Origin of the sequence: Umboniibacter marinipuniceus (assembly GCF_003688415.1) — a bacterium.
In the GTDB taxonomy this organism is placed as follows: Bacteria; Pseudomonadota; Gammaproteobacteria; order Pseudomonadales; family DSM-25080; genus Umboniibacter; species Umboniibacter marinipuniceus.
Window position 1 is genome coordinate 403,214 of sequence record NZ_REFJ01000002.1, and the last position, 21,654, is coordinate 424,867.

A 21,654-nucleotide genomic window follows, 5' to 3' on the forward strand; every position below is an offset into this window, starting at 1 on the left:
ACTCTGCAAGCGTAGCCGTCATCTCAATAATGACGGCACGCTATGAGCGAGTACTTAAAGCTGGATTGCCTTCACCTCTATAAATTCATGCATCGCTTCACGCCCCCACTCCCTACCATTGCCAGATTGCTTGTAGCCACCAAACGGCGCCAGAAAGTTATACTCCCCGCCATTCACATAAACCTGACCAGCACGAAGCTTCCGAGCAATAGCTAAGCCGGCGTCTTTAGACCCCGCCCAAACTGCGGAACTCAGGCCATACGGAGTATCGTTCGCAACGGTGATTGCTTCCGCCAAATTTTGGTAAGGCAGGATACAGGTTACAGGACCGAATATCTCTTCGCGAGCAATACGCATCTGGTTGTTAACCTGAGAGAAAACCGTTGGCGAAACGTAATAACCCTGCGAGAAACCTGCTGGCCGCTCAACACCACCGCTTACCAGTTCGGCGCCTTCGTCGATGCCTATCTGAATGTAATTCAACACCGTATTACGCTGTTGCGCAGAACTCATTGGGCCGAGGAATGCCTCTTCGTCACCCGGTTCGCCAACTTTCAGACCTTCAACATACGCTTTCGCCACTGCATTCGCTTCGGCGAGACGATAAGCAGGAACCAACAGGCGCGTTAACGCTGTGCAAGTCTGACCACTGTTGAACATTACGTCACCCATGGCGTACTCAACCGCCGTCGCAAACTCCTCCGCGCTAAGGTCCTCGGTAATAATCATGGGTGACTTACCACCAAGCTCTTGGCAAACTCGTTTTACTGATGGGGCAGCCAGCTCCGCAATGCGAACCCCTGCTCGGGTGGAACCCGTGAAAGACACCATATCTACTTCAGGATGGACGCACATTGCCTCACCCACCACTGGTCCCAAACCTGAAACAAGGTTAAAGACACCTGCAGGTACGCCGGCCTCGTCCATGATTTCTGCAAGAATGAAGGCATTAAGCGGCGTTACTTCCGACGGCTTCACTACCATGGTACATCCTGCGGCCAGCGCTGGAGCTACCTTTCCTACAATCTGGAGTAGCGGGTAATTCCACGGATTGATAAAGGAACAGACACCAATCGCCTCTTTAACGATTAGACTATTACCCTCTTCCTGATCTTCATCCATCATTGAGCAGAAGTCAGCGTACATGCGCATTCCCTCGATTGGCTCTTCGCTCTGTACTGCTTTAGCGTGCGCAATGGGGGATCCAAGCTCTGCAGAAATGACCGCTGCAATCTCATCAACCCGTTGTTCCAGCAGGTCGGAGACTCGGCGAATGATGTCTGCTCGTTCAGCTGATGGCGTATTCGACCAGCTTTCGAAAGCGGCACGTGCCGCCATGACTGCATCATCTACATCTTGAGCATTTCCCTCTGGTACCGTGGCGATCTGCGCTTCCGTTGCTGGGTTGATAACAGAAGTGAGCGTACTGGAATGTGAATCAACCCAACCACCATTGATGTAAAACTGACTATAACTCTTCATAAATCAACACCTAATAAACTTTCTACCAAGCAAAATATGCTGCCATTAATACTAAATATCGCCCGCACTTGGCTACGGCGACTAACAATATGGTTTGCCAAAATGGGAGCTTAAACCACCCGGCCAAGCCAGGGAAGGCGTCTCCAATTAGAGGGACCCACGAGAATAATAATGTCCACTTACCAAAGCGATTATAAAACGCTGAGGCCTTAGCCGAACTAGGTTTAGCTTTAAAGCCAAGTTTACCTTCACGAGCAAGGCGCGCTAGCCACCAGGTGAGCAGTGCCCCAAGCGTATTCCCCAGAGTGCCAACAGCTAGAACAATGACAGGATTAAGCCCCTCGTCAAGCGCCGCAATGAAGACCACTTCTGAAGCAAACGGGAAAATACTCGCTGAAATAAACGCACTAAAAAAAAGACTGAGTAACAGCATAAAAAACGGCCGCCTTAGCGACCGTTTCTTGAACCAACCACGACCGATAGGTCGCGTATCGTACGAATCTATAATTAAGCAGGTACTACACTTTCTGCTTGAGGGCCTTTGGCGCCGTTAGTAACCGTCATAGTTACTGGCTGTCCCTCGGTAAGTGTACGACGACCTGTCCCTTCGATCGAGCTGTAGTGTACGAAAACATCTTTCTCGCCCTCACGCTCGATAAAACCAAATCCCTTTTCATCATTAAACCACTTAACAGTGCCTGTTAGCTGCTCCGCCATACTCTTGATATCCTTATTTTTTTTGCCCTAAAACGGGTGTTCTTAAATCCATGGGCACCTACCCAAATCTCTGTAGGTAATTACTACTTACATTAATAAAAAGACTATCTAAAAAATGGTGCTTAAACAACAATTCGAAACGAAATTATGTGCGAAACAAGAAAAAACACTCCAAATTGTGCAGATAATATACAACCCGTAATAGCAAACTGTCATGAAGCTGTAACAAAGCGGTAACGAAGTTGTCACGATCAGTACGGCGGCGCGAATTCCCGTTACAATGTAGTAACCAAATAGCGAGGTACACGACTGTGAAAACACCACTTGAGGCCACTAAATGCTGGTTAGAAGACGCCGTTATCGGACATAATTTCTGCCCGTTCGCACGCCGAGAATTTGTCGCCAACAGAATTAAGTTTACCGTTGTCGAAACAAAGGTAGGTCTAGAAGAAGCGCTAGAGCGTTTAGTGGATGAACTGCGTGACTTGGATAATAGCGACGTAGAAACCACCTTGTTAGTCTTCGCAGCGGACTTCAAACACTTCGATGACTTTATTGATCTAATGGAGTTAGGCGATCAGCTCATTGATGCACTTGAGTACCGAGGTACCTATCAGCTTGCTCACTTCCACCCTATGTACCTCTTTGATGGAGAGGAGCCCGACTCGGCTAGTCACTACACTAACCGCGCACCCTATCCAACATTACATCTTCTTCGCGAAGCAAGCTTAGCTCGCGTTTTGAAGGATAAAACGGAAAGTGACGACATCGTTGCTACGAATATCGCCACCTGCGAACGCCTCGGTAACGCGTTGTTACAAAATGCACTTCATCGCTACAGGGATAGCTAAGGTAAGCGCATAGCGCCATCTATTCTAAGTGTTGCGCCATTCATGAGGCGATTGCCAATTAAAAACGCCACCGCGTCGGCGAATTCAGCCGGAGCACCTAAACGCTTAGGAAACTGGGTAACCGCCAATAACGGCGCGAGTACTTTTTCGTCGGCCTCCATTAGCATTGGTGTAGCCATAACGCCTGGCGCTACCGTGTTCACACGAATTCCAACGCTTGCTAGGTCTCTCGCTGCAGGCAACGCTAGCGAGACAATGGCTCCCTTACTCGCTGAATAGGCCGTTTGACCTTTTTGTCCATCAAAAGCCGCTACGCTTGCTGTATTAATCACCACACCGCGCTCGCCATCCATCAACGGCTCATAGTTGGTCATTCGAGCAGCGGCCAAACGCATGACATTAACCGTCCCTAACAAATTGATGTCGATAACTCGCTGAAACGCCTGCAACTCGTATGGACCTTTTCGCCCTACAAGTTTTGCCGCGCCAATAATCCCAGCACAATTTACGACTCCACGTACCTCACCAGCAAAGGCTTCTGCCATGTCTAGGGCATTGTTGACCGAGCCCTCATCACATACATCACAACTAAAGCCCTTCACGCTGCCTGGAAACCGCTCTGACAACTCTGCTAGTGCCTGCTCATTAATGTCGAAACCACTAACTTTAGCGCCATCAGCAACTAAGCGCTCCACCGTTGCTAAACCTAGCCCACTGGCCGCGCCCGTGACCACAAAATGTTTGCTCTGAATAATCATTCGCCCACCCTCTTGATTAAGGTAGCATTCGCCGTGCCGCCGCTCTCGCAGATGGCTACTAGACCATAGCGAGCTTTACGACGTTCAAGTTCGCACAACAGGGTTGAAATGAGCTTAGTACCCGTTGCTCCAAGCGGGTGACCAAGTGCTACCCCGCCGCCATTAACATTAAGTTTGTCCAGTGAGGCATTAAGTTCACGTAACCACACCAATGGAACCGGTGCAAAAGCTTCATTGACCTCATAAAGGTCAATATCTTGAATGGACATTCCAGCCTTAGCCAACAGCTTCTTGGTAGCCGGAATAGGGCCGGTTAGCATTTTAATTGGGTCATCTCCAGCAATGGCCATAGTATGCACCACAGCACGAGGCTTAAGCCCAAAGCGCTTAACTGCCGCTTCTGACATGACCAGCACGGCGGAAGCTCCATCGGTAATTTGCGACGCATTACCCGCTGTGATTGCGCCATTACTAATAGGTTTGAGATTCGCTAGCCCCTCGGCGCTGCAGCTATCACGAATCCCTTCATCCTGCTGGAGATCAATGCTTTCGGCATCATCAACATAAGGGACAATTTCCCGATTGAAATAGCCCGCATCACGAGCTTTCATCGCGCGTTGATGAGAGAGTACGGCAAATGCATCAATCTCTTCGCGTGTTAAGCCCCAATGCTCAACAATCAACTCCGCGCCAATGGTTTGATGAAACCAATCAACGCCATAGTTGGTATTGATACCCGTCGCGCTGTACGGTTGCCCGTGTCCAGCCGCTTTGCCATCGGCAACATTTGCACCAATGGACACAAGGGACATTGATTCAACGCCACCTGCGATGACGATATCCTGGGTACCAGACATGACCGCTTGAGCGGCGAAGTGCAACGCCTGTTGCGACGAGCCACATTGACGATCAACGGTTACCGCTGGAACACTTTCAGGGATACGCTTACTAGCTAAAACAGCGTTGCGCGCTAAGTTATTGGCCTGCGCACCAACTTGGGTCACGCAACCAAAGATAACATCATCAATGTCCTCAGCGCTAAACCCATTGCGATCTACTAGGGCGTCAAGCACAAACGCGCCGAGATCAACAGGATGAACAGATGAGAGTGAGCCGTTGCGCTTCCCGCCTGGGGTACGAATTGCATCGACAATATAAGCTTTTGACATAAAAAATACCTTGTTGTTTTTATTTGCGCATATATTAGCTTTACTATTGCAATCCAGTGTAATTCCTAAATGTTCATAGGTAAAGATTCTCAGTCATTTCATTCCACGTTTGCAGACCAAGCAGCCAAAAAAATACCGCTTCAACGAGCGGTATCTTTAACAAAGGAGTTTGAATTAACAGCGCCGAGTCAGTCGGCATCTAACTCCATCCAGCGTTCTAACGCCTCATCAAGTTTGGCCTGAACGGTACTGATAAGCTCGAACTGTGAAGTTTGCTCAGCCACATCCCGCTCATAGAATGCCGGATCCGCCACTACCGATTCCAGCGCTGCAATCTCGGCTTCAAGCGCTTCAATGATACCGGGTAGCTGCTCCAGTTCGCGTTGGACCTTGTAGCTTAACTTCTTGCTAGGCTTCGCCTTAGATTTAGCCTCTTCAGCAGGCTTAGCAGCAGCTGATTTTGCTGGTCGTTGCTTCGCCACACTCAAAGTTCCGCCCTGGCGAATCCAATCATCATAGCCACCAACGTACTCACGTACCCTGCCGCTTCCGTCAAGGGAAATGGTTGAAGTAATGACATTGTTCATAAAGGCACGATCGTGAGAAACGAGTAGCAGTGTACCTTCGAAATTTAGCAGAATTTCCTCAAGTAACTCCAAGGTTTCTAAGTCTAAATCATTGGTAGGTTCATCAAGCACTAAAAGGTTTGCGGGCTTGGAGAAAAGCTTGGCCAAGATAGCCCTATTCTGCTCACCGCCACTTAGCGCTCCTACCGGAATGCGAAGACGCTCCGGTGAGAACAGGAAGTCAGAGAGGTAACTAATGCCATGACGCTTGTGCCCATTAATCTCAATGAAATCGCGACCCTCACAAACGTTTTCAACCAAGTTCTTGGTAGGGTCTAAACTCTCTCGAAGTTGGTCGAAGTACGCTACCTCTATCTTAGTCCCTAACTTAACAGAACCCGACGTTGGCTGAATCTTCCCGAGCAACAGCTTTATTAGCGTTGATTTACCCGCACCATTGGCACCAATGATGCCAATCTTATCGCCACGCATAATGACGGTACTAAAATTGTCAATAATCGTTCGTTCATCATAACGAAGACTTACCTGTTCTAGCTCACTAACGATCTTACCGGAGCGATCTGCACCCTCAACGGAGAAAGTGGCTGAGCCCTGTCGTTCACGGCGTTGCATACGCTCGTCACGCATTGCTTTCAGCGCCCTAACGCGCCCTTCGTTACGGGTCCGTCGAGCCTTGATGCCCTGACGAATCCACACCTCTTCTTGAGCCAACTTTTTGTCGAACAATTCATTGGCGCGTTCCTCGGCAGCAAGCTCCGCCTCTTTATGATTCAAAAACCCCTGATAACTGCCTTCCCAAGCAATCAGACTACCCCTATCCAATTCAATAATATTGTTGGCGATTTGCTGTAGGAATTGACGATCGTGGGTAACGAAAAGCATCGCGCCACGGAAATTTTGCAATTGCTCTTCTAGCCATTTAATGGCTTCGATATCTAAGTGGTTAGTGGGTTCGTCAAGAATTAGGATATCGGGTTCCACCACCAGGGCCTGACCCAGCGCTACCCGGCGGCGCCAACCACCGGACAATTCTTTCATTAAGCTGTCGGCGTTTAATTCCAATTGCGAGAGCACAGTACTCACTCGCGTCTCAACGGACCAACCATCTAGGCTATCAATCTGCGACTGCACCTTGGCTAATTCGTCAAAGTTGATATCGTCCTGCGAGGTAAGGCGATGAAATTGAGCCAGAAGATCACCGACTGGATGAAGCCCTTCGGCAACAACTTCGTAGACAGTTTTGTCATCCGCGTTCGGCAACTCCTGCGACAAGGTGGCAATCTTTGTGCCTGGACGAACCCAATACTCACCAGAATCAATGGTGTTGGTGCCGTTGATAATCTTAAGCAAACTAGATTTTCCAGCACCGTTGCGCCCCAGCAAGCCAATTTTTTGGCCACGAAATAGCTGAAGATCAACATGATCGAGAAGAACGTGAGTACCGTAAGCAAGCGAGGCTTGGTCTAGGCGAAGTAAGGGCATAGTTACCTACAAAACGAATTTAGTTGAGACGCGACGCTAAAAAGCTGAGGGTACGATTCCAAGAATCAGCTGCGTATTCACTATTATAGTGGTTACTCCAGCCCTGAGTATCTTTAACGTCGAAGCCATGGGCGGCACCTGCATATGGGACTATGTCAATAAACTGGGCGGAACTCTGAGCCCCAAACAAATCATAGCAAGGTTCGATGGCGGTGATTGTATCAGACTCAGCAAGGAACACGAGCAAATCGCTTTGTTTCTGCCAATCTGAGCGCGCTCGGTTGGGAAATTCACAAAATGGGTAATAAGCTACCACTGCGGCGGGTGATCGGCTTTGCGGCCAATGCCCAGTGAATGTCTCCAACGCAGCCCAGGCGCCATGAGAGAAACCTATCACCGCAAAGCGGCTTAGATCAGCACGGGGATCCTCGGCAACAATATCCATGGCTGCCGCCAAGTCATGCAATCTTTCACCCGCCCAAAGTTGACGCCCACTACAGACTTTATCTACTTCAACATCTCGGGCGCCGAAGCTATCTATCGCCACCGCAAAGTAGCCTGCGTTACTGAGCCGCGCGAGGCGTTCTTCACGCAACCACTCCTTTTCACCACCACAGCCATGCATAAGAAAGACGACGGGAACACCTTCATCAGTTTCTACCTGTGTATGAATGTGCGGTCTCATGGCCTCAATCCAACTAGTGGCATCATATTTAGCGGGAAACAATGCCGCATATAAATAGGCCACAGCTAACACCGCAAAACCCAGTAACAACAACACCGAAAAGAGAATTACTCGCTTTGCCATTATCCAACCAACTCTCGAGCTGCCAGAACACGCTCTACCGTGTTAACAATAGCTTGGGTTTGTCGATCGATCTCGATATTGGTGAGCCGGCCGACTTCAAGTGCGCCATGGGTGGTCTTGGTAAGTGTGTCCGGTATGTACGCCACGCTAAAACGATCATCCTCCACATCAACTAGGGTTAAGCTACAGCCGTCCAACGCAACAAAGCCCTTTACGAACAGATACTTCTTTAGTGGCTCTGACATGGCGTACCAGACCTTCACCGCATTCTGTTGTTGGTCAACCCTAAGGACTTCTACCGATGCGTCTACGTGGCCAGACACCACATGACCACCTAGTTCCTGGCCCATTTTAAAGCTTCGCTCAGTATTGACGCGATCATCAATTTTAAGTGATCCAAGATTAGTTAGCCGCAGCGTCTCCTCAATGGCATCAAAGACCACGCCTTTGTCATCCCAAGACACCACACTCAAACAAACGCCATTGACGGCTACCGAAGCACCTTGCTCCAAGCCCTTACGATTGCTGAGCTCGACAGTAAATCGGTAAACCCGATCAATCACTTCTATATCAACAATTCGGTCATAGCCCGATACAATTCCGCTAAACACTTAACACCACCTAAAACTGGATAAATACGAATTTTAGCTTATCGTCATTTAGAGCTAATTTAAATGCCAATGGCGTCATAAACGACCATGTTTAGGTATTTTTCGCAAAACTGACGAATGACCAATTATGGACGGCAGGTCACAAATAAAGTTGACCGTAGGCGACAAAACCTTAGACTGCGCAAGCAAATAATAGCACCACCCTAGTGGTACAAAGGGAGAAGATCACTATGAATATGAAGAAAATCTCAGCCGCAATTGCGCTGACAACAATGAGCTCAGGCACGCTTGCCGCTGGTTTCCAATTAGCAGAACACTCTGCTGCAGGCCTTGGTAGAGCATTCGCTGGTGAAGGCGCAGTGGCCGACAACGCCGCCGTTATCGCTCGTAACCCTGCAGCAATGTCATTATTCAAAACAGTATCGCTAAGTGGTGGTATTTCTTATGTTGATCCTAACATCAACATTGAAGGCACAAACACCTACATGACGGCCACTGGTCCACAGACTATTGCTGCCAACGCAGAAGATGTTGCACCAACCGCTATCATCCCTAATGGCTACATCATTGTGCCATTAAATGATAAGTGGGCTTTTGGTCTTGCACTCAACTCACACTTCGGTCTGAAGACTGACTACCCAACTGATTTCGCAGCTTCGGAATCTGCTGGCGTTGCAGACATCGCAACCTACAACATCAACCCACAGGTTTCTTACCGCATTAATGACATGATCACCTTGGGTGCTGGCGTTAGCGTAATCTACGGTCACGCAGAGTTTGGTGTATCGAACTCACAAGCATCACAGGCGAACATCAGTGGTGGCATCTACCAAAGCACTTACGCAGCAGGTATTGCACAGGGCCTAACGCCTGCACAGGCCGCCGCGCAAGCAGCTGCTGTGGCAGGTGCCGCAACACCAGCTGTTGGTACTAAGCTTGCTCACGTTGAAGGTGACGGTTGGACTTGGGGTTATAACCTTGGCGCTATGTTTGAACTCAGCGAGAGCACTCGTATTGGTTTGACCTATCGTTCAGAGATCGACATGGAATTCGACGGTGATCTGGATGGCTGGTCACCAACTAAGCTTGATCCAAGTGTTGGCGATTTTGACGGTTCATACTCTTCGCCAGGCTCAGCGCAAACTGACTTACCTAGCATGCTTGAGTTGTCGTTGCACACTTACTTAACTGATACCATCAGCATGCAGGCTAGCTGGCAGCGTATTGGTTGGAGCAGCTTTGAAACACTAGAAGTTGAGCTGGACAATGGTGATCCAAACCTAGTTCTTGCTAAGAACTACTGGGATGACACTAACCGCTACGCCGTTGGTTTTGGCTACGACCTGAATAGCGCGTTGACTTTCCGTGTTGGTTACGCGCTTGACGAAAGCCCAGTAAGTGACACTTACCGCAACCTTTCTATCCCTGACGCTGAGCGTACTTGGATCACAGCAGGTATGACTTGGAACATTTCGAACAACTCATCAATGGATGTAGGTTTCGCACGTGTTTCCGGTGATGACGCTACGATCAACTACACTAGCTCTACTTCAACCGTATTCAACGGTGAAATCGCTAAGGGCGACGCGAACATCGCGGCCGTTTCTTACAACTACAGCTTCTAAGCTGAAGTAGCGTTAAATCAAGAAGGCGGCCCTCGGGTCGCCTTTTTTATGTGGGTACCAGTTAGCCAATATCAACGGACTACCGCCCACCTTCACCTTCACCCTCACACTTCACCCTCACACTTCACCCTCAGGTTGCACACATCGCTCTTAACGACTCTCGCTTAGCCTCAAAGCTGGGTAGCATAGAAGATGACACTGAGACCGAAACGTTCAGTCGAATCTATATTCTTTGAGGCAAAAAAATGCCCCACTAAGTAGCGAGGCATTTATCAACACAAACGAGTTAAGGCGAAAGATTAGCTAGACGCTAACGCTTCCTCTTCTTCCTTAACTTCCTCGTGCCAGTTGAAGATGTTCAATTCAATCATGAAGAAACCTAGCAACCATAGGAAGGCATCCCAGAAGTCTAAGAAATCTCCGTAGAAGCCCCAGTAGGCAGCACAAGCAAACAAGGTGGCGTAGAGAACGCCCTTAATGATGTAACCAACGCGCATGCCGTGATCGGTAAGCTTGTTTGCCAACTGAAGGCGAACATCCACCTCCAAGACAACAACAATAGCAACCCAAGTAGCTGCATTGATTACATCAATACCTGCTAGCTTGATTGCATCGGCAAAGGTAAGCTCCGGCGCAATAATAGACGTACCATTGATTTGCAGCAGATTACTATTGGCAATCGCCCCACAGGTCTCAGCCGTTAGCGTGGTGTACTCATCTAAGTCAGTCATAATCGAGAAGTTTTGACCAATCAGTGAGCATGCATTAGCAATTTCGAATGGTGAAGTGTTTAAGAGGTAAAGGGCTTTAGCAATATAACCCCAACATGAGTAAACAATGAAGCCGTAACAGAGCGCTTTGACTGCGATCAAAATGACTTTGTAGCGTTTGACTCGCTCGTCACTCATTAAAAAGGTCTCTGCCTCAAAGAGATAAAGCAAAAGTACCCACGCTGCGGTATCAATCGTCGCCGTGAAGGCCTCAATTAACTGCGATGCACTGCTTAGCTCTCCACCAAATGTGTGGTGGAACGCCGCCCATTCTTCTAGGAAGAAAGCGTAAACGTTATAGGTTAATGCCGCATAGATTAAGTATTTAAAACACTGGTAGAGCAACCTTCCAGGGCTCATTGTAGACTTCGTTGTCATCATTGGTTCACTCATAGTATTTCGCAATTAGATTGCGCCTCTCAAACAGTTGTTACTTTATTATTAAAAATATAAAGCCCAAGCTGTAACATCGCTTGGGCTTCAAAATTAAACGCTCAACAGCAGGTATTCACGCTCCCATGAACTAATAACTTGCTGAAATGCTTCGAATTCAGTCATCTTGACCGAATGATACGCTTTACAGAATGACTTTCCGAACACACCTTTAACTTCTTCACATTCGTCAAGCAAACGCAGCGCCTCTTCCAAACTACGCGGTAAGCCGATAGGTTCATCGTAGGCATTACCTACGTATGCGTCGGTAGTCTTAAGCTTCTCTTCCATTCCTAACAGGCCTGCCGTTAAGGTAGCCGCGATTGCTAGATATGGATTTGCATCGGCGCCTGGGAAGCGGTTTTCAATACGACGTGCCTCGGGGCCAGATAGTGGTACGCGAAGACCTACTGTTCGGTTATCGTAACCCCAGTGCAAACTCGTTGGCGCTGAGATTTCCGGAGCAATTCGGCGATAGCTGTTCACATTCGGTGCGAAGAACGGCATCAATGCAGGGCTATATTTTTGTAGACCAGCAATATAGTGATGAAACAGCTCGGTTTCTTCGCCATTCTCGTCAGAGAAAACGTTCTGCCCAGTTTCAACATCTAATAAACTCTGGTGGAAATGCAATGCCGAACCAGGTTCATTCTTCATTGGCTTAGCCATGAAGGTTGCGTAGATGTCGTGGCGCATTGCCGCTTCACGCATAATACGCTTAAACATGAACACCTGATCCGCGGCGCGAAGCGCATCACCGTGAAGGAAGTTGATTTCCATCTGTGCGGCGCCACTCTCGTGAATTAGAGCGTCTACATCAATCCCCTGAGCTTCACAGTAATCGTACATGACCTCAAATACTGGATCGAACTCATTCACTGCGTCAATGCTGTAACTTTGACGTGCGGTTTCTGGGCGACCAGAACGACCCACCGGCGGCTTCAGTTCAAAATCAGGGTTACTTTCCTTCGCCACCAGATAGAACTCAACCTCAGGCGCCACAACCGGGCGAAGTCCGAGCTCTTCATAACGCTTGAGTACGCGACGGAGCACCGAGCGGACGGCCAATGGGTGAAGCTCACCTTCTGGCGTGTAGGCATCATGGATGACCTGTGCAGTTGGCTCTTGGTCCCACCATGGAACAAGGCAAAGCGTATCAGGATCTGGACGCATGATCATATCGCGATCAGTTGGGTCAACCAGTTCCCAGTAGTCGTCGCTCCACTCTCCGTGAACGGCTTGAATAAGAATACCTTCCGGTAGTTTCATCTCTTCACGTTCAAACTTTGACGCTGGCATTACCTTGCCGCGAGCGTTACCCGTAATGTCAGGCATTAAACACTCTACTTCGGTAATACGATTTTCTTCAATCCACTTAGTTATAGATGTCATTGGAAACTCTCACTTATTGCTTGTCTGGTATGCGCTGACAGCTTGGCTAAAAGCACTAAATATTGCTGTATAAAACGCATTTTCTTTAACTCGGTATTCGGGATGGAATTGCAGCGCCAAACAAAACTGATCGTCACTATCTAAACGAATAGCTTCAATTAGTCCGTCGGGCGCTCGTCCCTCGATGAGTAGACCCTGCCCTAAGTCTTTGATTCCCTGCTCATGAATTGAGTTAACCTGCACAGTTTGACCAAGCCCAAAGCTTGCCAACAAACCGCCTTCAGTTAATTCAAGATCATGAGTTGGGGCGTATTGCTCTGCAAACGTCAGTGACTTGTCGTCACGATGATCGAGCATACCCGCTTCATTGTGAACGGCCTGGTGAAGTGTACCGCCGTAAACAACATTTAACTCTTGAAACCCTCGACAGATACAAAGTACTGGCATCTTTCTAGCAATCGCACCCTTGATAAGCGACATACTCATAGCATCACGAGCGGGATCAATGAGCGTCCCGGGCTGAAGTGCTGGGCCATCATAATGATGAGGTTCTAACATGGAGTACGAACCGGTAATCATGACGCCATCTAGGCGATCGAGGAGTTTTTCGACATCGATTTCGTTAGGTAACGCCGGAATAATCACCGGTAAACCGTTTACGCCATCGACAATAGATTTGACATATTTTTCACCAACTTGGTGAAGGTGGTGAGGAGCCTCATTACTTCTATCTGAGGTAACACCGATTAGTGGTAAAGCATCACGCATAAAGTCCTTACGCTGGTCCAACACAGAGTGAAGGCCAACTGAAATTGCTAATTATTATTACTGCGATTTGAAGTTACTACTGCCGTAAATTTTTTTCAACACTTTCCGTTGAATATTTAGCGATTTCTAGTCAAATAATTGAAAGACTAGTCAAGTTTATCACTCAAACCTTCGCGATATAGCTTATCTCGCTTTAGCGACCTCACCATGGAGTGTAATGACTTAGATCTAAACTCACGCCTATATAATACTAAAACTACAATAATCGCTCCACCCAGCATAGCGTAGGGCGAAATGAACCACCCGCAAAATGCTAGTGCAAAGTACCAAGCGCGCAAGCCAAAATTAAAGGCGTGGCCCGCCCGATCAGCAAGACGAGCTAGGTCATCTGCCATGGCTTCAACCTCCTCCTCGGAATACGCCGGCAGCTCCTCGGGCATGGGCGCGCTCCCTACTAACACCGAGAAGAAGCTATATTGTCTAACCGCCCAGGTAAATTGGAAGAATGCATGAATAAAGATGAGCAAGACACAAACCATCTTGAATTCGCGAGGAACGCCCAAGTAAGCATCGAACGCTTGAATGCTGAGCATTGACACCTGAACCATTCCCTCGCCAAAGAGGACGGTTAACATGGCACCAATAACAAGCACCGTAGAGGACGCGAAAAAGATAACGCTGTGTTCAATCCCCCGCAGCACACCCACATCAGCTACGCGGTTATCGCGCTTTAGCAACCGCTTAATCCAATACAGCCGCTGGGTATGAAGGGCGCGCGACACACTAAAACTCGTTCGCGCTCTGCGCTTTGCAAATCGTGCGTAGCCAACCCAAAGAAACAGCACTAGCACCGCACAAATTACATCCAACATAACTGCATTCACAGGAGTATCCACCATTCAAATCAGCAATTCTTAGCTAACTATCATACGCCCCTAGCATTAACATTCCATGACGAAGGCCAGTAAATATGCACGTTAGCAGCCGTAATATTAGCTTAAGTCAGGAGCTGTTCACGGCGTGTTAAAAAAAAGCGCAAATCAGGTGTAAAAGATATTGAACACTAAACCAAAAATGATTATGGTAGCTGTCAAATAAATCAAACACTTGAATCAACATTATGAACACCCCCCACTACTAAAGTGGTTCGTGCTCATTTGTATTTTGGAGAGAGATATGGCCGTAAATCTAAGCCGCGAGGAAATGGAATCCTTCTGGATGCCGTTCACCGCTAACACTACCTTTAAAGCAGATCCTCGCTTACTCACCCATGCCGACGGAATGCACTATACAACGCATGATGATCGTCAAATTCTTGACGGCACAGCTGGCCTTTGGTGTTGTAACGCGGGACACAATCGCAGCAAGATCACCGAAGCGGTTACTAAGCAGCTCAGCACGCTTGATTTCGCACCAACTTTTCAGATGGGCCACCCCATAGGGTTTGAACTCGCTAATCGCTTGACCGAAATCAGCCCTAAAGGTTTAGATAGCGTCTTCTTTACTAACTCCGGCTCCGAATCTGTTGAGACGGCGTTGAAAATCGCTCGCGCCTACTGGCGCATTAAAGGTAAGCCTGGCAAAGCCAAGCTAGTTGGCCGTATCAAAGGGTATCATGGTGTGAACTTTGGCGGCATCTCCGTTGGCGGCTTGGTGATGAACCGTAAGCACTTCGGCCAAACACTTGATGTTGACCACCTACCTCACACGCTTCTTGAGAAGAACCGTTTCTCCAAGGGCCTGCCAGACTACGGTACCGAGCTTGCTGACAACCTAGAAGATCTAGTAGGTCTACACGATGCAGAGAATATTGCAGCGGTAATTGTTGAACCTATCTCTGGTTCGGCTGGGGTTATTCTTCCACCTAAAGGCTACCTAAAGCGCTTACGTGAATTGTGTGACAAGCACGACATCCTGTTGATTTTTGATGAGGTCATTACCGGTTACGGTCGTGTTGGTGCAGCCTTTGCCGCCGACGAGTTCGATGTAACGCCAGATTTGATTACTACCGCGAAAGGACTTACCAACGGCGTCATCCCAATGGGCGCGGTGTTCGTACGTAAAGATATTAACGAAGCATTCTTAGCCGCCGGTAACGGTGCTATTGAGTTATTCCACGGTTACACTTACTCTGCGCACCCAGTAGCCTGTGCCGCGGCTATCGCCACACTAGACGTCTACAAAGAAGATGATCTATTTGCTCGTGCGAAGTCACTACACCACTACTTTGAAGACGCCGTTCATAGCTTGAAGGGCCATAAGAATGTTATCGACATCCGTAATTACGGCCTTGTTGGCGCAGTTGAGCTGCAGCCGCGTGAAGGCAAACCGGGTGCGCGTGCATACGAAGTTTTCAAAAAGGTTTATGAAACCGGTGCACTAGTTCGTCAAACTGGTGACATCATTGCAATCTCGCCTCCGCTTATCATTGAGAAAGAGCAGATTGACCGCATTATCAACCTACTTGGCGACGCAATTAACGCCGTCGACTAACACATACATAAGCGGCTACGGCCGCTGACTTGAGGTATTTATGTCTACTATTGGTCACTTTATTAACGGCGAACATGTTGCCGACAACAATCAGCCAAAGCCGGTAACCAACCCCGCTACTGGCCAGGTTATTCACGACGTTGCAATGGCAACCGTTGAAACGGTTGAGACCGCCATCAACAATGCTTACGACGCCTTCCCAGCATGGCGTGACACCACTCCGCTTAACCGCGCGCGGGTGATGTTCAAGTTCAAGACGCTTATCGAGCGTGATGCCGACAAGATCGTTGCCTTGATTACTGAGGAACACGGCAAGGTTAAGTCTGATGCAGCGGGTGAACTAACACGTGGTCTTGAGATCGTTGAGTTCGCTACCGGCATCCCACACCTCCAAAAAGGTGAGCACTCTAGCCAAGTTGGTCGTGGTATCGACAGCTGGAGCGAAATGCAGCCTTTAGGTGTTGTTGCCGGTATTACTCCGTTCAACTTCCCTGCCATGGTACCTATGTGGATGTTCCCTATCGCAATTGCGTCAGGTAACACCTTCGTACTTAAGCCATCGGAAAAGAACCCTTCGGTAGCATTGAAGCTAGCGGAGCTGCTTAAAGAAGCTGGCCTCCCTGATGGCGTATTCAACGTGGTTAACGGTGATAAGGTTGCCGTTGATACGCTATTGACGCATCAGAAAATTGAAGCCGTTAGCTTCGTTGGCTCAACGCCAATCGCCGAGTACATCTACGCAACCGCGAGTGCACACGGCAAACGTGTACAGGCACTAGGTGGCGCTAAGAACCACATGGTTATCATGCCTGACGCAGACGTTGACTCAGCGGCTAACGCACTAATGGGCGCAGCCTACGGTTCGGCCGGCGAACGCTGCATGGCAATCTCTGTTGCAGTATGTGTGGGCGATGAAGCGGCTGAAGAGCTTAAGGCTAAATTGTTGCCGAAGATCGAAGCGATGACCGTTGGTAACGGTGTGAACGATCCAGACATGGGCCCGCTTGTTTCAGCAGACCACTACGCCAAAGTACGCTCTTACGTTGACCTAGGTGTTGAAGAAGGCGCGGATCTTGTTGTTGACGGTCGCGATCTTAGCATCGAAGGCTACGAAGACGGTTTCTTCCTAGGCGCATGTTTGTTCGATAACGTCACTGACGAAATGCGTATTTACAAAGAAGAGATCTTTGGTCCAGTTCTTTGTATCGTTCGTGTTCCTGACTTCGAGACTGCGTGCCGTTTAATCAACGACCACGAATACGGTAATGGCACCACCATCTTTACTCGCAACGGTGATGCAGCGCGTAAGTTCACACACTACATCCAAGTTGGCATGGTTGGTGTAAACGTTCCCATCCCAGTACCTATGGCATTCCATAGCTTCGGTGGTTGGAAGCGTTCATTGTTCGGCCCACTGCACATGCACGGTAAGGACGGCGTTCGCTTCTACACCAAGATGAAGACCATCACTCAGCGTTGGCCTTCTGATATGCCAAGCGTTGCTGAATTCTCAATGCCTACATTGAAGTAATTCAAAACGTTTAGTAACGGGCCGCAATCATCTGATTAGCGGCCCGTTTTGTTTCCCCTTCTAATCGTCAGCTTTTCATTTAGCTGCTTGACCCGCCAACCACGAAGTGGCTATATTCCCCTATCAATCGAGAACCAAGCTGCCCAACAACTATGAAGCTAATCATCGCCGAAAAGCCCAGCCTAGCCCGAGCTATTGCCGATGCCCTGCCAGGTAAGAGCAGCAAGCAGAAAGGATATATTGAGGTTGGCGACACCACCGTTAGCTGGTGTATTGGACACCTGTTGGAGCAGGCGCCGCCAGACTACTACGACGACAGCCTTAAGCGCTGGAGCCGTGAAACGCTTCCGATTATTCCAAACCCATGGGCTTACGTACCCAAGGCAAGTGCACGGGGTCAACTCAGCATCTTAAGAAAGCTTCTAAAAAAGGCATCTTTGGTGATTCACGCCGGCGACCCGGATCGCGAGGGACAGCTACTTGTGGATGAAGTGCTCCACCATCTGAAGTGGCGCGGCCCAACACAGCGGCTGCTCGTGGCCGATATGAATCTTAAGGCAGTTCGCAGATCGCTGGCCAAGCTGGAGGATAACAAGGACTTCGCCTCGCTAAGCACCTCCGCGCTCGCTCGCGCTAGAGCCGACTGGCTTTATGGTATGAACCTAACCAGAGCCTGGACACTCATTGGTCGCAAACAGGGCTTACAGTCAGTGCTATCTATAGGCCGAGTTCAAACACCCATTCTTGGCTTAATTGTGAAGCGCGATAACGAGATCAAGGAATTTGAATCTCATGAGTACTTTGAGCTCACCGCGCGAATCACCGACCGAGTGAATGATCAGGTAGAGGCGCAGTGGATTCATCATCAACACAGCAAACTAAGTGTAGATAGTCATGGCCATGCAATAGATAAACTCCAGGTTGATAACTTCGTTAATCAGGCTGCGGCTCAACCGGTACAACTGCTTAAGAACACCTCACAACAGCAGGCAAAAAGCGCGCCACTACCTTTTAATTTATCTCGGCTTCAAGTCTACGCGGGATCCCGCTTCAAACTCAGCGCGAAGGCGGTACTAGACGCCTGTCAGTCCTTGTATGAAAAGCATCGCTTGCTTACCTACCCGCGCTCCGACTGTCAGTATCTCCCTGTTGATCAGCACCAGCAGGCACCCGATACCCTAGACGCTATTAAAAGATCCCTTGGCTCACGAGAATGGTTCGCCAAGTTAGATACCGCCATCAAGAGCAAAGCCTTTAATGACAAAAAAATTAGCGCTCACCATGCCATTATTCCCACTGAGAAACCGGCTAACTTTGACCTGCTCACCTCAACAGAGCGAAATATCTACACGGTTGTTGCCGAGCACTACGCCGCTCAATTCCTGGGGGCTTATGAATACACGGACAACGTGCAGCTGTTCAGCTGCCTAGACGAACACTTCCAAGCTAAAGCTCGGGCCGTTCATAAGTTGGGTTGGCGTGAGGCGCTCCCCGCTAAAGATGATGTAACGCGTGTACTGGCTGATTGGCAGCCCCAAACACCGCTCTGGGTTAACCGAATCATGAGCGAAGCTAAACGAACGAGGCCTCCCAATCACTACACCGATGCAACCCTCATCCAAGCGATGTCTAATATTGCCCGCTTTGTGGAGGACAAAGCCTTAGCAAAGGTGCTTCGTGATACCGACGGAATTGGCACTGAAGCAACGCGAGCAAGCATGATTGAGACCCTAGAGAAGCGCGGGTATATCATTCGAAGCCAGCGACTATTACTTCCCACCGAGCTTGGTCATTGCTTAGTTAAGAGCCTACCTGCGCAAGCCGTTTCTGCCGACTTAACTGCGCAGTGGGAGCGCCAACTCGATGACATCGTCAACGAGAAAGGCGGCTATCAGGCGTTTATGAACACCCTACTTCGCGGCGTTGATGAATTACTTATCGATAGCGATCATCGCCAGCTGTTGGATTTACCTAAAAAATATCAAGCGCCCAAATGCCCAAAATGTCACCACACGCTGCGGCGGGCTAAGAGTAAACGTGGCTGGTTCTGGAGTTGTACCGGAAAAGACTGTGACTATACCGCCACTGATCGCAATGGCATGCCCGGCGGACCACGACGCACTGCAGCGAAAAGCCCCGCAAAGAAGACCCAAATCAAGTGCACAGCGTGTGACGGGTTCATGATGCTAAGAAAGAGTAAACGCGGCGAATTTCTTGGCTGTGAAAACTATCCTAAGTGTAAGGGCACACAAAAGCTCAAACCTACAAGTTCCGCCGCTCGTTAGCTTAACGATGTTACGCCATTAAGTAGTAGTTCGCAGACGCTAATACCTACTCTTTTAACCTAGTTTTTACTCTCGCTCCCGAATATCCGTTCACTGAGCTTCGCGTTTACAGTGAACCTGCTATTTGTGCGCTGAGCCTAGTGCTTGTTCGCGCAGTCTGGCGTCTCAGGACTAACCCCCTGCTGTTCCCATTCAGCGGGCGTGTAGGTGTAAAGAGCAAGAGCGTGAACCTGTCCCGCGAGCTCTTCACTCAATACTGAGTAGATAGCTCGATGACGAGCAACCTTCATTTTCCCCTCAAACTCCGTGCTAACCAAGGTGACTTTGAAATGCATCTCGGCTGCAGCACCCGCACTATGTTTGTCTCCCTCATTTTCCACTTCAAGGTGGTGACAATTAAACGCTGTTTGAAGCTTAGTGATAATGTTTTGCTGCATTGGGCCCATAAAAAAAGTCCTTCTACTAATATCGTTCCATTGTACGACAGAATCGGGTGCTGAGTCGTCCCACCGTGGGCTTAGCGAGTTAATATTTAGTCCAAAAAAAAGGGTAGCAATGCTACCCAAGTGTTTCAGCGTATTCTTAATTAGCCGAAGGCTTTGACCACGGCGATCATAACGCCTGCCGCCACGGCAGACCCGATGACACCAGCAACGTTCGGCCCCATGGCATGCATAAGCAGGAAGTTGTGAGGATTTGACTCCAAACCCACCTTATTCGCCACCCGCGCAGCCATTGGAACGGCGGAGACCCCTGCCGCACCAATCAGAGGATTAACCTTCTGTTTCGCAAACACGTTCATTAGCTTAGCCATTAGGACACCAGCGGCGGTACCAATAGCAAAGGCCACAATCCCTAGCGCCAAAATACCCAGCGTCTTCGGATCCAAAAACTTATCGGCAGCGAGTTTAGAACCTACCGAAAGCCCAAGAAAGATAGTCGTGATGTTGATCAGCGCGTTCTGGGCTGTATCGGATAAGCGATCAACCACACCGCTTTCTTTCATTAAATTACCCAAGCAGAACATACCTAAGAGTGGTGCCGCGTCGGGAATAAAGAAGCCAACAAGTATTAGCACAATTACTGGGAAGGCAATTTTCTCTCGCTTCGACACAGTACGAAGCTGCGTCATCACAATTTGACGTTCTGCTTCGGTTGTCAGTGCCCGCATAATAGGAGGCTGGATTAGAGGTACCAGCGCCATGTAGCTATAGGCCGCCACTGCGATAGCACCCAATAGATCTGGCGCTAGCATGCTGGCAACATAAATAGCGGTTGGTCCGTCGGCACCACCGATGATTCCGATTGCGGCCGCTTCGGCAATGCTGAAGTCCATAATCCCGAAGTAGGTCATCCCCACCGCACCGAGGACGGTAGCAAAAATACCAAACTGCGCAGCGGCACCCAACAACAAGGTCTTTGGATTCGCGAGTAGCGGCCCAAAGTCCGTCATGGCACCTACACCAAGAAAGATTACCAACGGCGCTACACCAGAAGCGATGGCTACCGAGTAAAAGTTGTAGAGTGCACCATTGTTGTACCCTGCATCTTGAGCAACGGCCGAAAGCTGAGCGTGAATTGAGTAGGCACTGTTGTCGATGGCATGAAGTACCGCATCAATATGCGCTACGGGCATTTCGAACAACTCTCTAGCAGCGCCTATAACCATTGGGTCCTGTGCGTAGAGGGCCAATTCCAACGCCGAGCTAGCTAACCCAGCGCCAGGAATGTTGGCCATAATGCCCCCGAAACCAATTGGGACAAGTAACAGCGGTTCGAACTTCTTTCGTATTGCTAAGAACAATAGCGCCAAGCCAACAAGGATCATGATGGCTTGATTCATTTGAATCTGAGCTAATCCCGAGGCTAACCATAAATTTTCCATGCTAACTC

19 protein-coding genes are annotated in these 21,654 nt (G+C 49.0%); 5 read left to right on the plus strand and 14 right to left on the minus strand.

The window, feature by feature from the left end; translation table 11 throughout:
• Nucleotides 1–54: 54 nt before the first annotated feature.
• The 3 genes from DFR27_RS05705 to DFR27_RS05715 all read right to left on the minus strand — a co-directional run bounded on the left by DFR27_RS05705 (nt 55) and on the right by DFR27_RS05715 (nt 2,199).
• On the minus strand, nt 55–1,482 hold the full coding sequence (locus DFR27_RS05705) for an aldehyde dehydrogenase family protein (protein ID WP_121876484.1): 1,428 nt from the start codon (nt 1,480–1,482) through the stop codon (nt 55–57).
• Nucleotides 1,483–1,504: 22 nt separating this feature from the next.
• A complete protein-coding gene (locus DFR27_RS05710) occupies nt 1,505–1,915 on the minus strand; it encodes a YqaA family protein (RefSeq protein WP_121876485.1) in 411 nt (136 codons plus the stop codon).
• A 74-nt stretch (nt 1,916–1,989) separates the two neighbouring features.
• On the minus strand, nt 1,990–2,199 hold the full coding sequence (locus DFR27_RS05715) for a cold-shock protein (protein ID WP_121876486.1): 210 nt from the start codon (nt 2,197–2,199) through the stop codon (nt 1,990–1,992).
• 311 nt (nt 2,200–2,510) lie between these two features.
• Between DFR27_RS05715 and DFR27_RS05720 the strand changes: the two genes are divergently transcribed.
• Entirely contained in the window at nt 2,511–3,050 is a 540-nt protein-coding gene (locus DFR27_RS05720; RefSeq protein WP_170150793.1) for a DUF1415 domain-containing protein, read from the plus strand.
• Here DFR27_RS05720 and DFR27_RS05725 read toward each other — a convergent pair.
• The 5 genes from DFR27_RS05725 to DFR27_RS05745 all read right to left on the minus strand — a co-directional run bounded on the left by DFR27_RS05725 (nt 3,047) and on the right by DFR27_RS05745 (nt 8,465).
• Nucleotides 3,047–3,808, minus strand: coding sequence for an SDR family NAD(P)-dependent oxidoreductase (locus DFR27_RS05725; protein ID WP_121876488.1), 762 nt, complete (start codon nt 3,806–3,808; stop codon nt 3,047–3,049). The genes DFR27_RS05720 and DFR27_RS05725 overlap by 4 nt on opposite strands.
• A complete protein-coding gene (locus DFR27_RS05730; protein ID WP_121876489.1) occupies nt 3,805–4,977 on the minus strand; it encodes an acetyl-CoA C-acyltransferase in 1,173 nt (390 codons plus the stop codon). The genes DFR27_RS05725 and DFR27_RS05730 overlap by 4 nt, the downstream gene beginning before the upstream one ends.
• A gap of 188 nt (nt 4,978–5,165) precedes the next feature.
• Complete coding sequence (locus DFR27_RS05735) at nt 5,166–7,046, minus strand: ATP-binding cassette domain-containing protein (protein WP_121876490.1); 1,881 nt, start codon at nt 7,044–7,046, stop codon at nt 5,166–5,168.
• A 19-nt stretch (nt 7,047–7,065) separates the two neighbouring features.
• Nucleotides 7,066–7,854 carry a dienelactone hydrolase family protein gene (locus DFR27_RS05740; protein ID WP_121876491.1) on the minus strand — a complete coding sequence of 263 codons (789 nt, stop codon included), beginning with the start codon at nt 7,852–7,854 and terminating at the stop codon, nt 7,066–7,068.
• Nucleotides 7,854–8,465, minus strand: coding sequence for a riboflavin synthase subunit alpha (locus DFR27_RS05745; protein ID WP_121876492.1), 612 nt, complete (start codon nt 8,463–8,465; stop codon nt 7,854–7,856). Before DFR27_RS05745 ends, DFR27_RS05740 begins: the two co-directional genes overlap by 1 nt.
• Before the next feature lie 230 nt (nt 8,466–8,695).
• Between DFR27_RS05745 and DFR27_RS05750 the strand changes: the two genes are divergently transcribed.
• Nucleotides 8,696–10,090 carry an OmpP1/FadL family transporter gene (locus DFR27_RS05750; protein ID WP_121876493.1) on the plus strand — a complete coding sequence of 465 codons (1,395 nt, stop codon included), beginning with the start codon at nt 8,696–8,698 and terminating at the stop codon, nt 10,088–10,090.
• A 299-nt stretch (nt 10,091–10,389) separates the two neighbouring features.
• Here DFR27_RS05750 and DFR27_RS05755 read toward each other — a convergent pair whose 3' ends face one another.
• The 4 genes from DFR27_RS05755 to DFR27_RS05770 all read right to left on the minus strand — a co-directional run bounded on the left by DFR27_RS05755 (nt 10,390) and on the right by DFR27_RS05770 (nt 14,336).
• Nucleotides 10,390–11,253 (minus strand): hypothetical protein, encoded by an 864-nt coding sequence (locus DFR27_RS05755; protein ID WP_147434522.1) that lies wholly within the window; start codon nt 11,251–11,253, stop codon nt 10,390–10,392.
• Nucleotides 11,254–11,346: 93 nt separating this feature from the next.
• Nucleotides 11,347–12,684 carry a glutamine synthetase family protein gene (locus DFR27_RS05760; protein WP_121876495.1) on the minus strand — a complete coding sequence of 446 codons (1,338 nt, stop codon included), beginning with the start codon at nt 12,682–12,684 and terminating at the stop codon, nt 11,347–11,349.
• 9 nt (nt 12,685–12,693) lie between these two features.
• Entirely contained in the window at nt 12,694–13,452 is a 759-nt protein-coding gene (locus tag DFR27_RS05765; protein WP_121876496.1) for a gamma-glutamyl-gamma-aminobutyrate hydrolase family protein, read from the minus strand.
• A gap of 146 nt (nt 13,453–13,598) precedes the next feature.
• Nucleotides 13,599–14,336, minus strand: a complete 738-nt coding sequence (locus DFR27_RS05770) for a DUF599 domain-containing protein (RefSeq protein ID WP_170150794.1) — start codon at nt 14,334–14,336, stop codon at nt 13,599–13,601.
• Nucleotides 14,337–14,628: 292 nt separating this feature from the next.
• On the opposite strand from DFR27_RS05770, the gene aptA reads away from it, so the two are divergent.
• The 3 genes from aptA (at nt 14,629) to DFR27_RS05785 (ending at nt 19,761) form a co-directional block, all read left to right on the plus strand.
• Complete coding sequence (gene aptA / locus DFR27_RS05775; protein WP_121876498.1) at nt 14,629–15,945, plus strand: omega-aminotransferase AptA; 1,317 nt, start codon at nt 14,629–14,631, stop codon at nt 15,943–15,945.
• 40 nt (nt 15,946–15,985) lie between these two features.
• Nucleotides 15,986–17,476, plus strand: coding sequence for a CoA-acylating methylmalonate-semialdehyde dehydrogenase (locus DFR27_RS05780; RefSeq protein ID WP_121876499.1), 1,491 nt, complete (start codon nt 15,986–15,988; stop codon nt 17,474–17,476).
• A gap of 152 nt (nt 17,477–17,628) precedes the next feature.
• Nucleotides 17,629–19,761, plus strand: a complete 2,133-nt coding sequence (locus tag DFR27_RS05785; RefSeq protein WP_121876500.1) for a DNA topoisomerase 3 — start codon at nt 17,629–17,631, stop codon at nt 19,759–19,761.
• Between the two features lie 137 nt (nt 19,762–19,898).
• On the opposite strand, the gene DFR27_RS05790 is transcribed toward DFR27_RS05785, so the two are convergent.
• Nucleotides 19,899–20,207 carry a BolA family protein gene (locus tag DFR27_RS05790; protein ID WP_211327570.1) on the minus strand — a complete coding sequence of 103 codons (309 nt, stop codon included), beginning with the start codon at nt 20,205–20,207 and terminating at the stop codon, nt 19,899–19,901.
• Nucleotides 20,208–20,347: 140 nt separating this feature from the next.
• Complete coding sequence (locus tag DFR27_RS05795; protein WP_425452017.1) at nt 20,348–21,604, minus strand: sodium ion-translocating decarboxylase subunit beta; 1,257 nt, start codon at nt 21,602–21,604, stop codon at nt 20,348–20,350.
• Nucleotides 21,605–21,654: the final 50 nt, after the last annotated feature.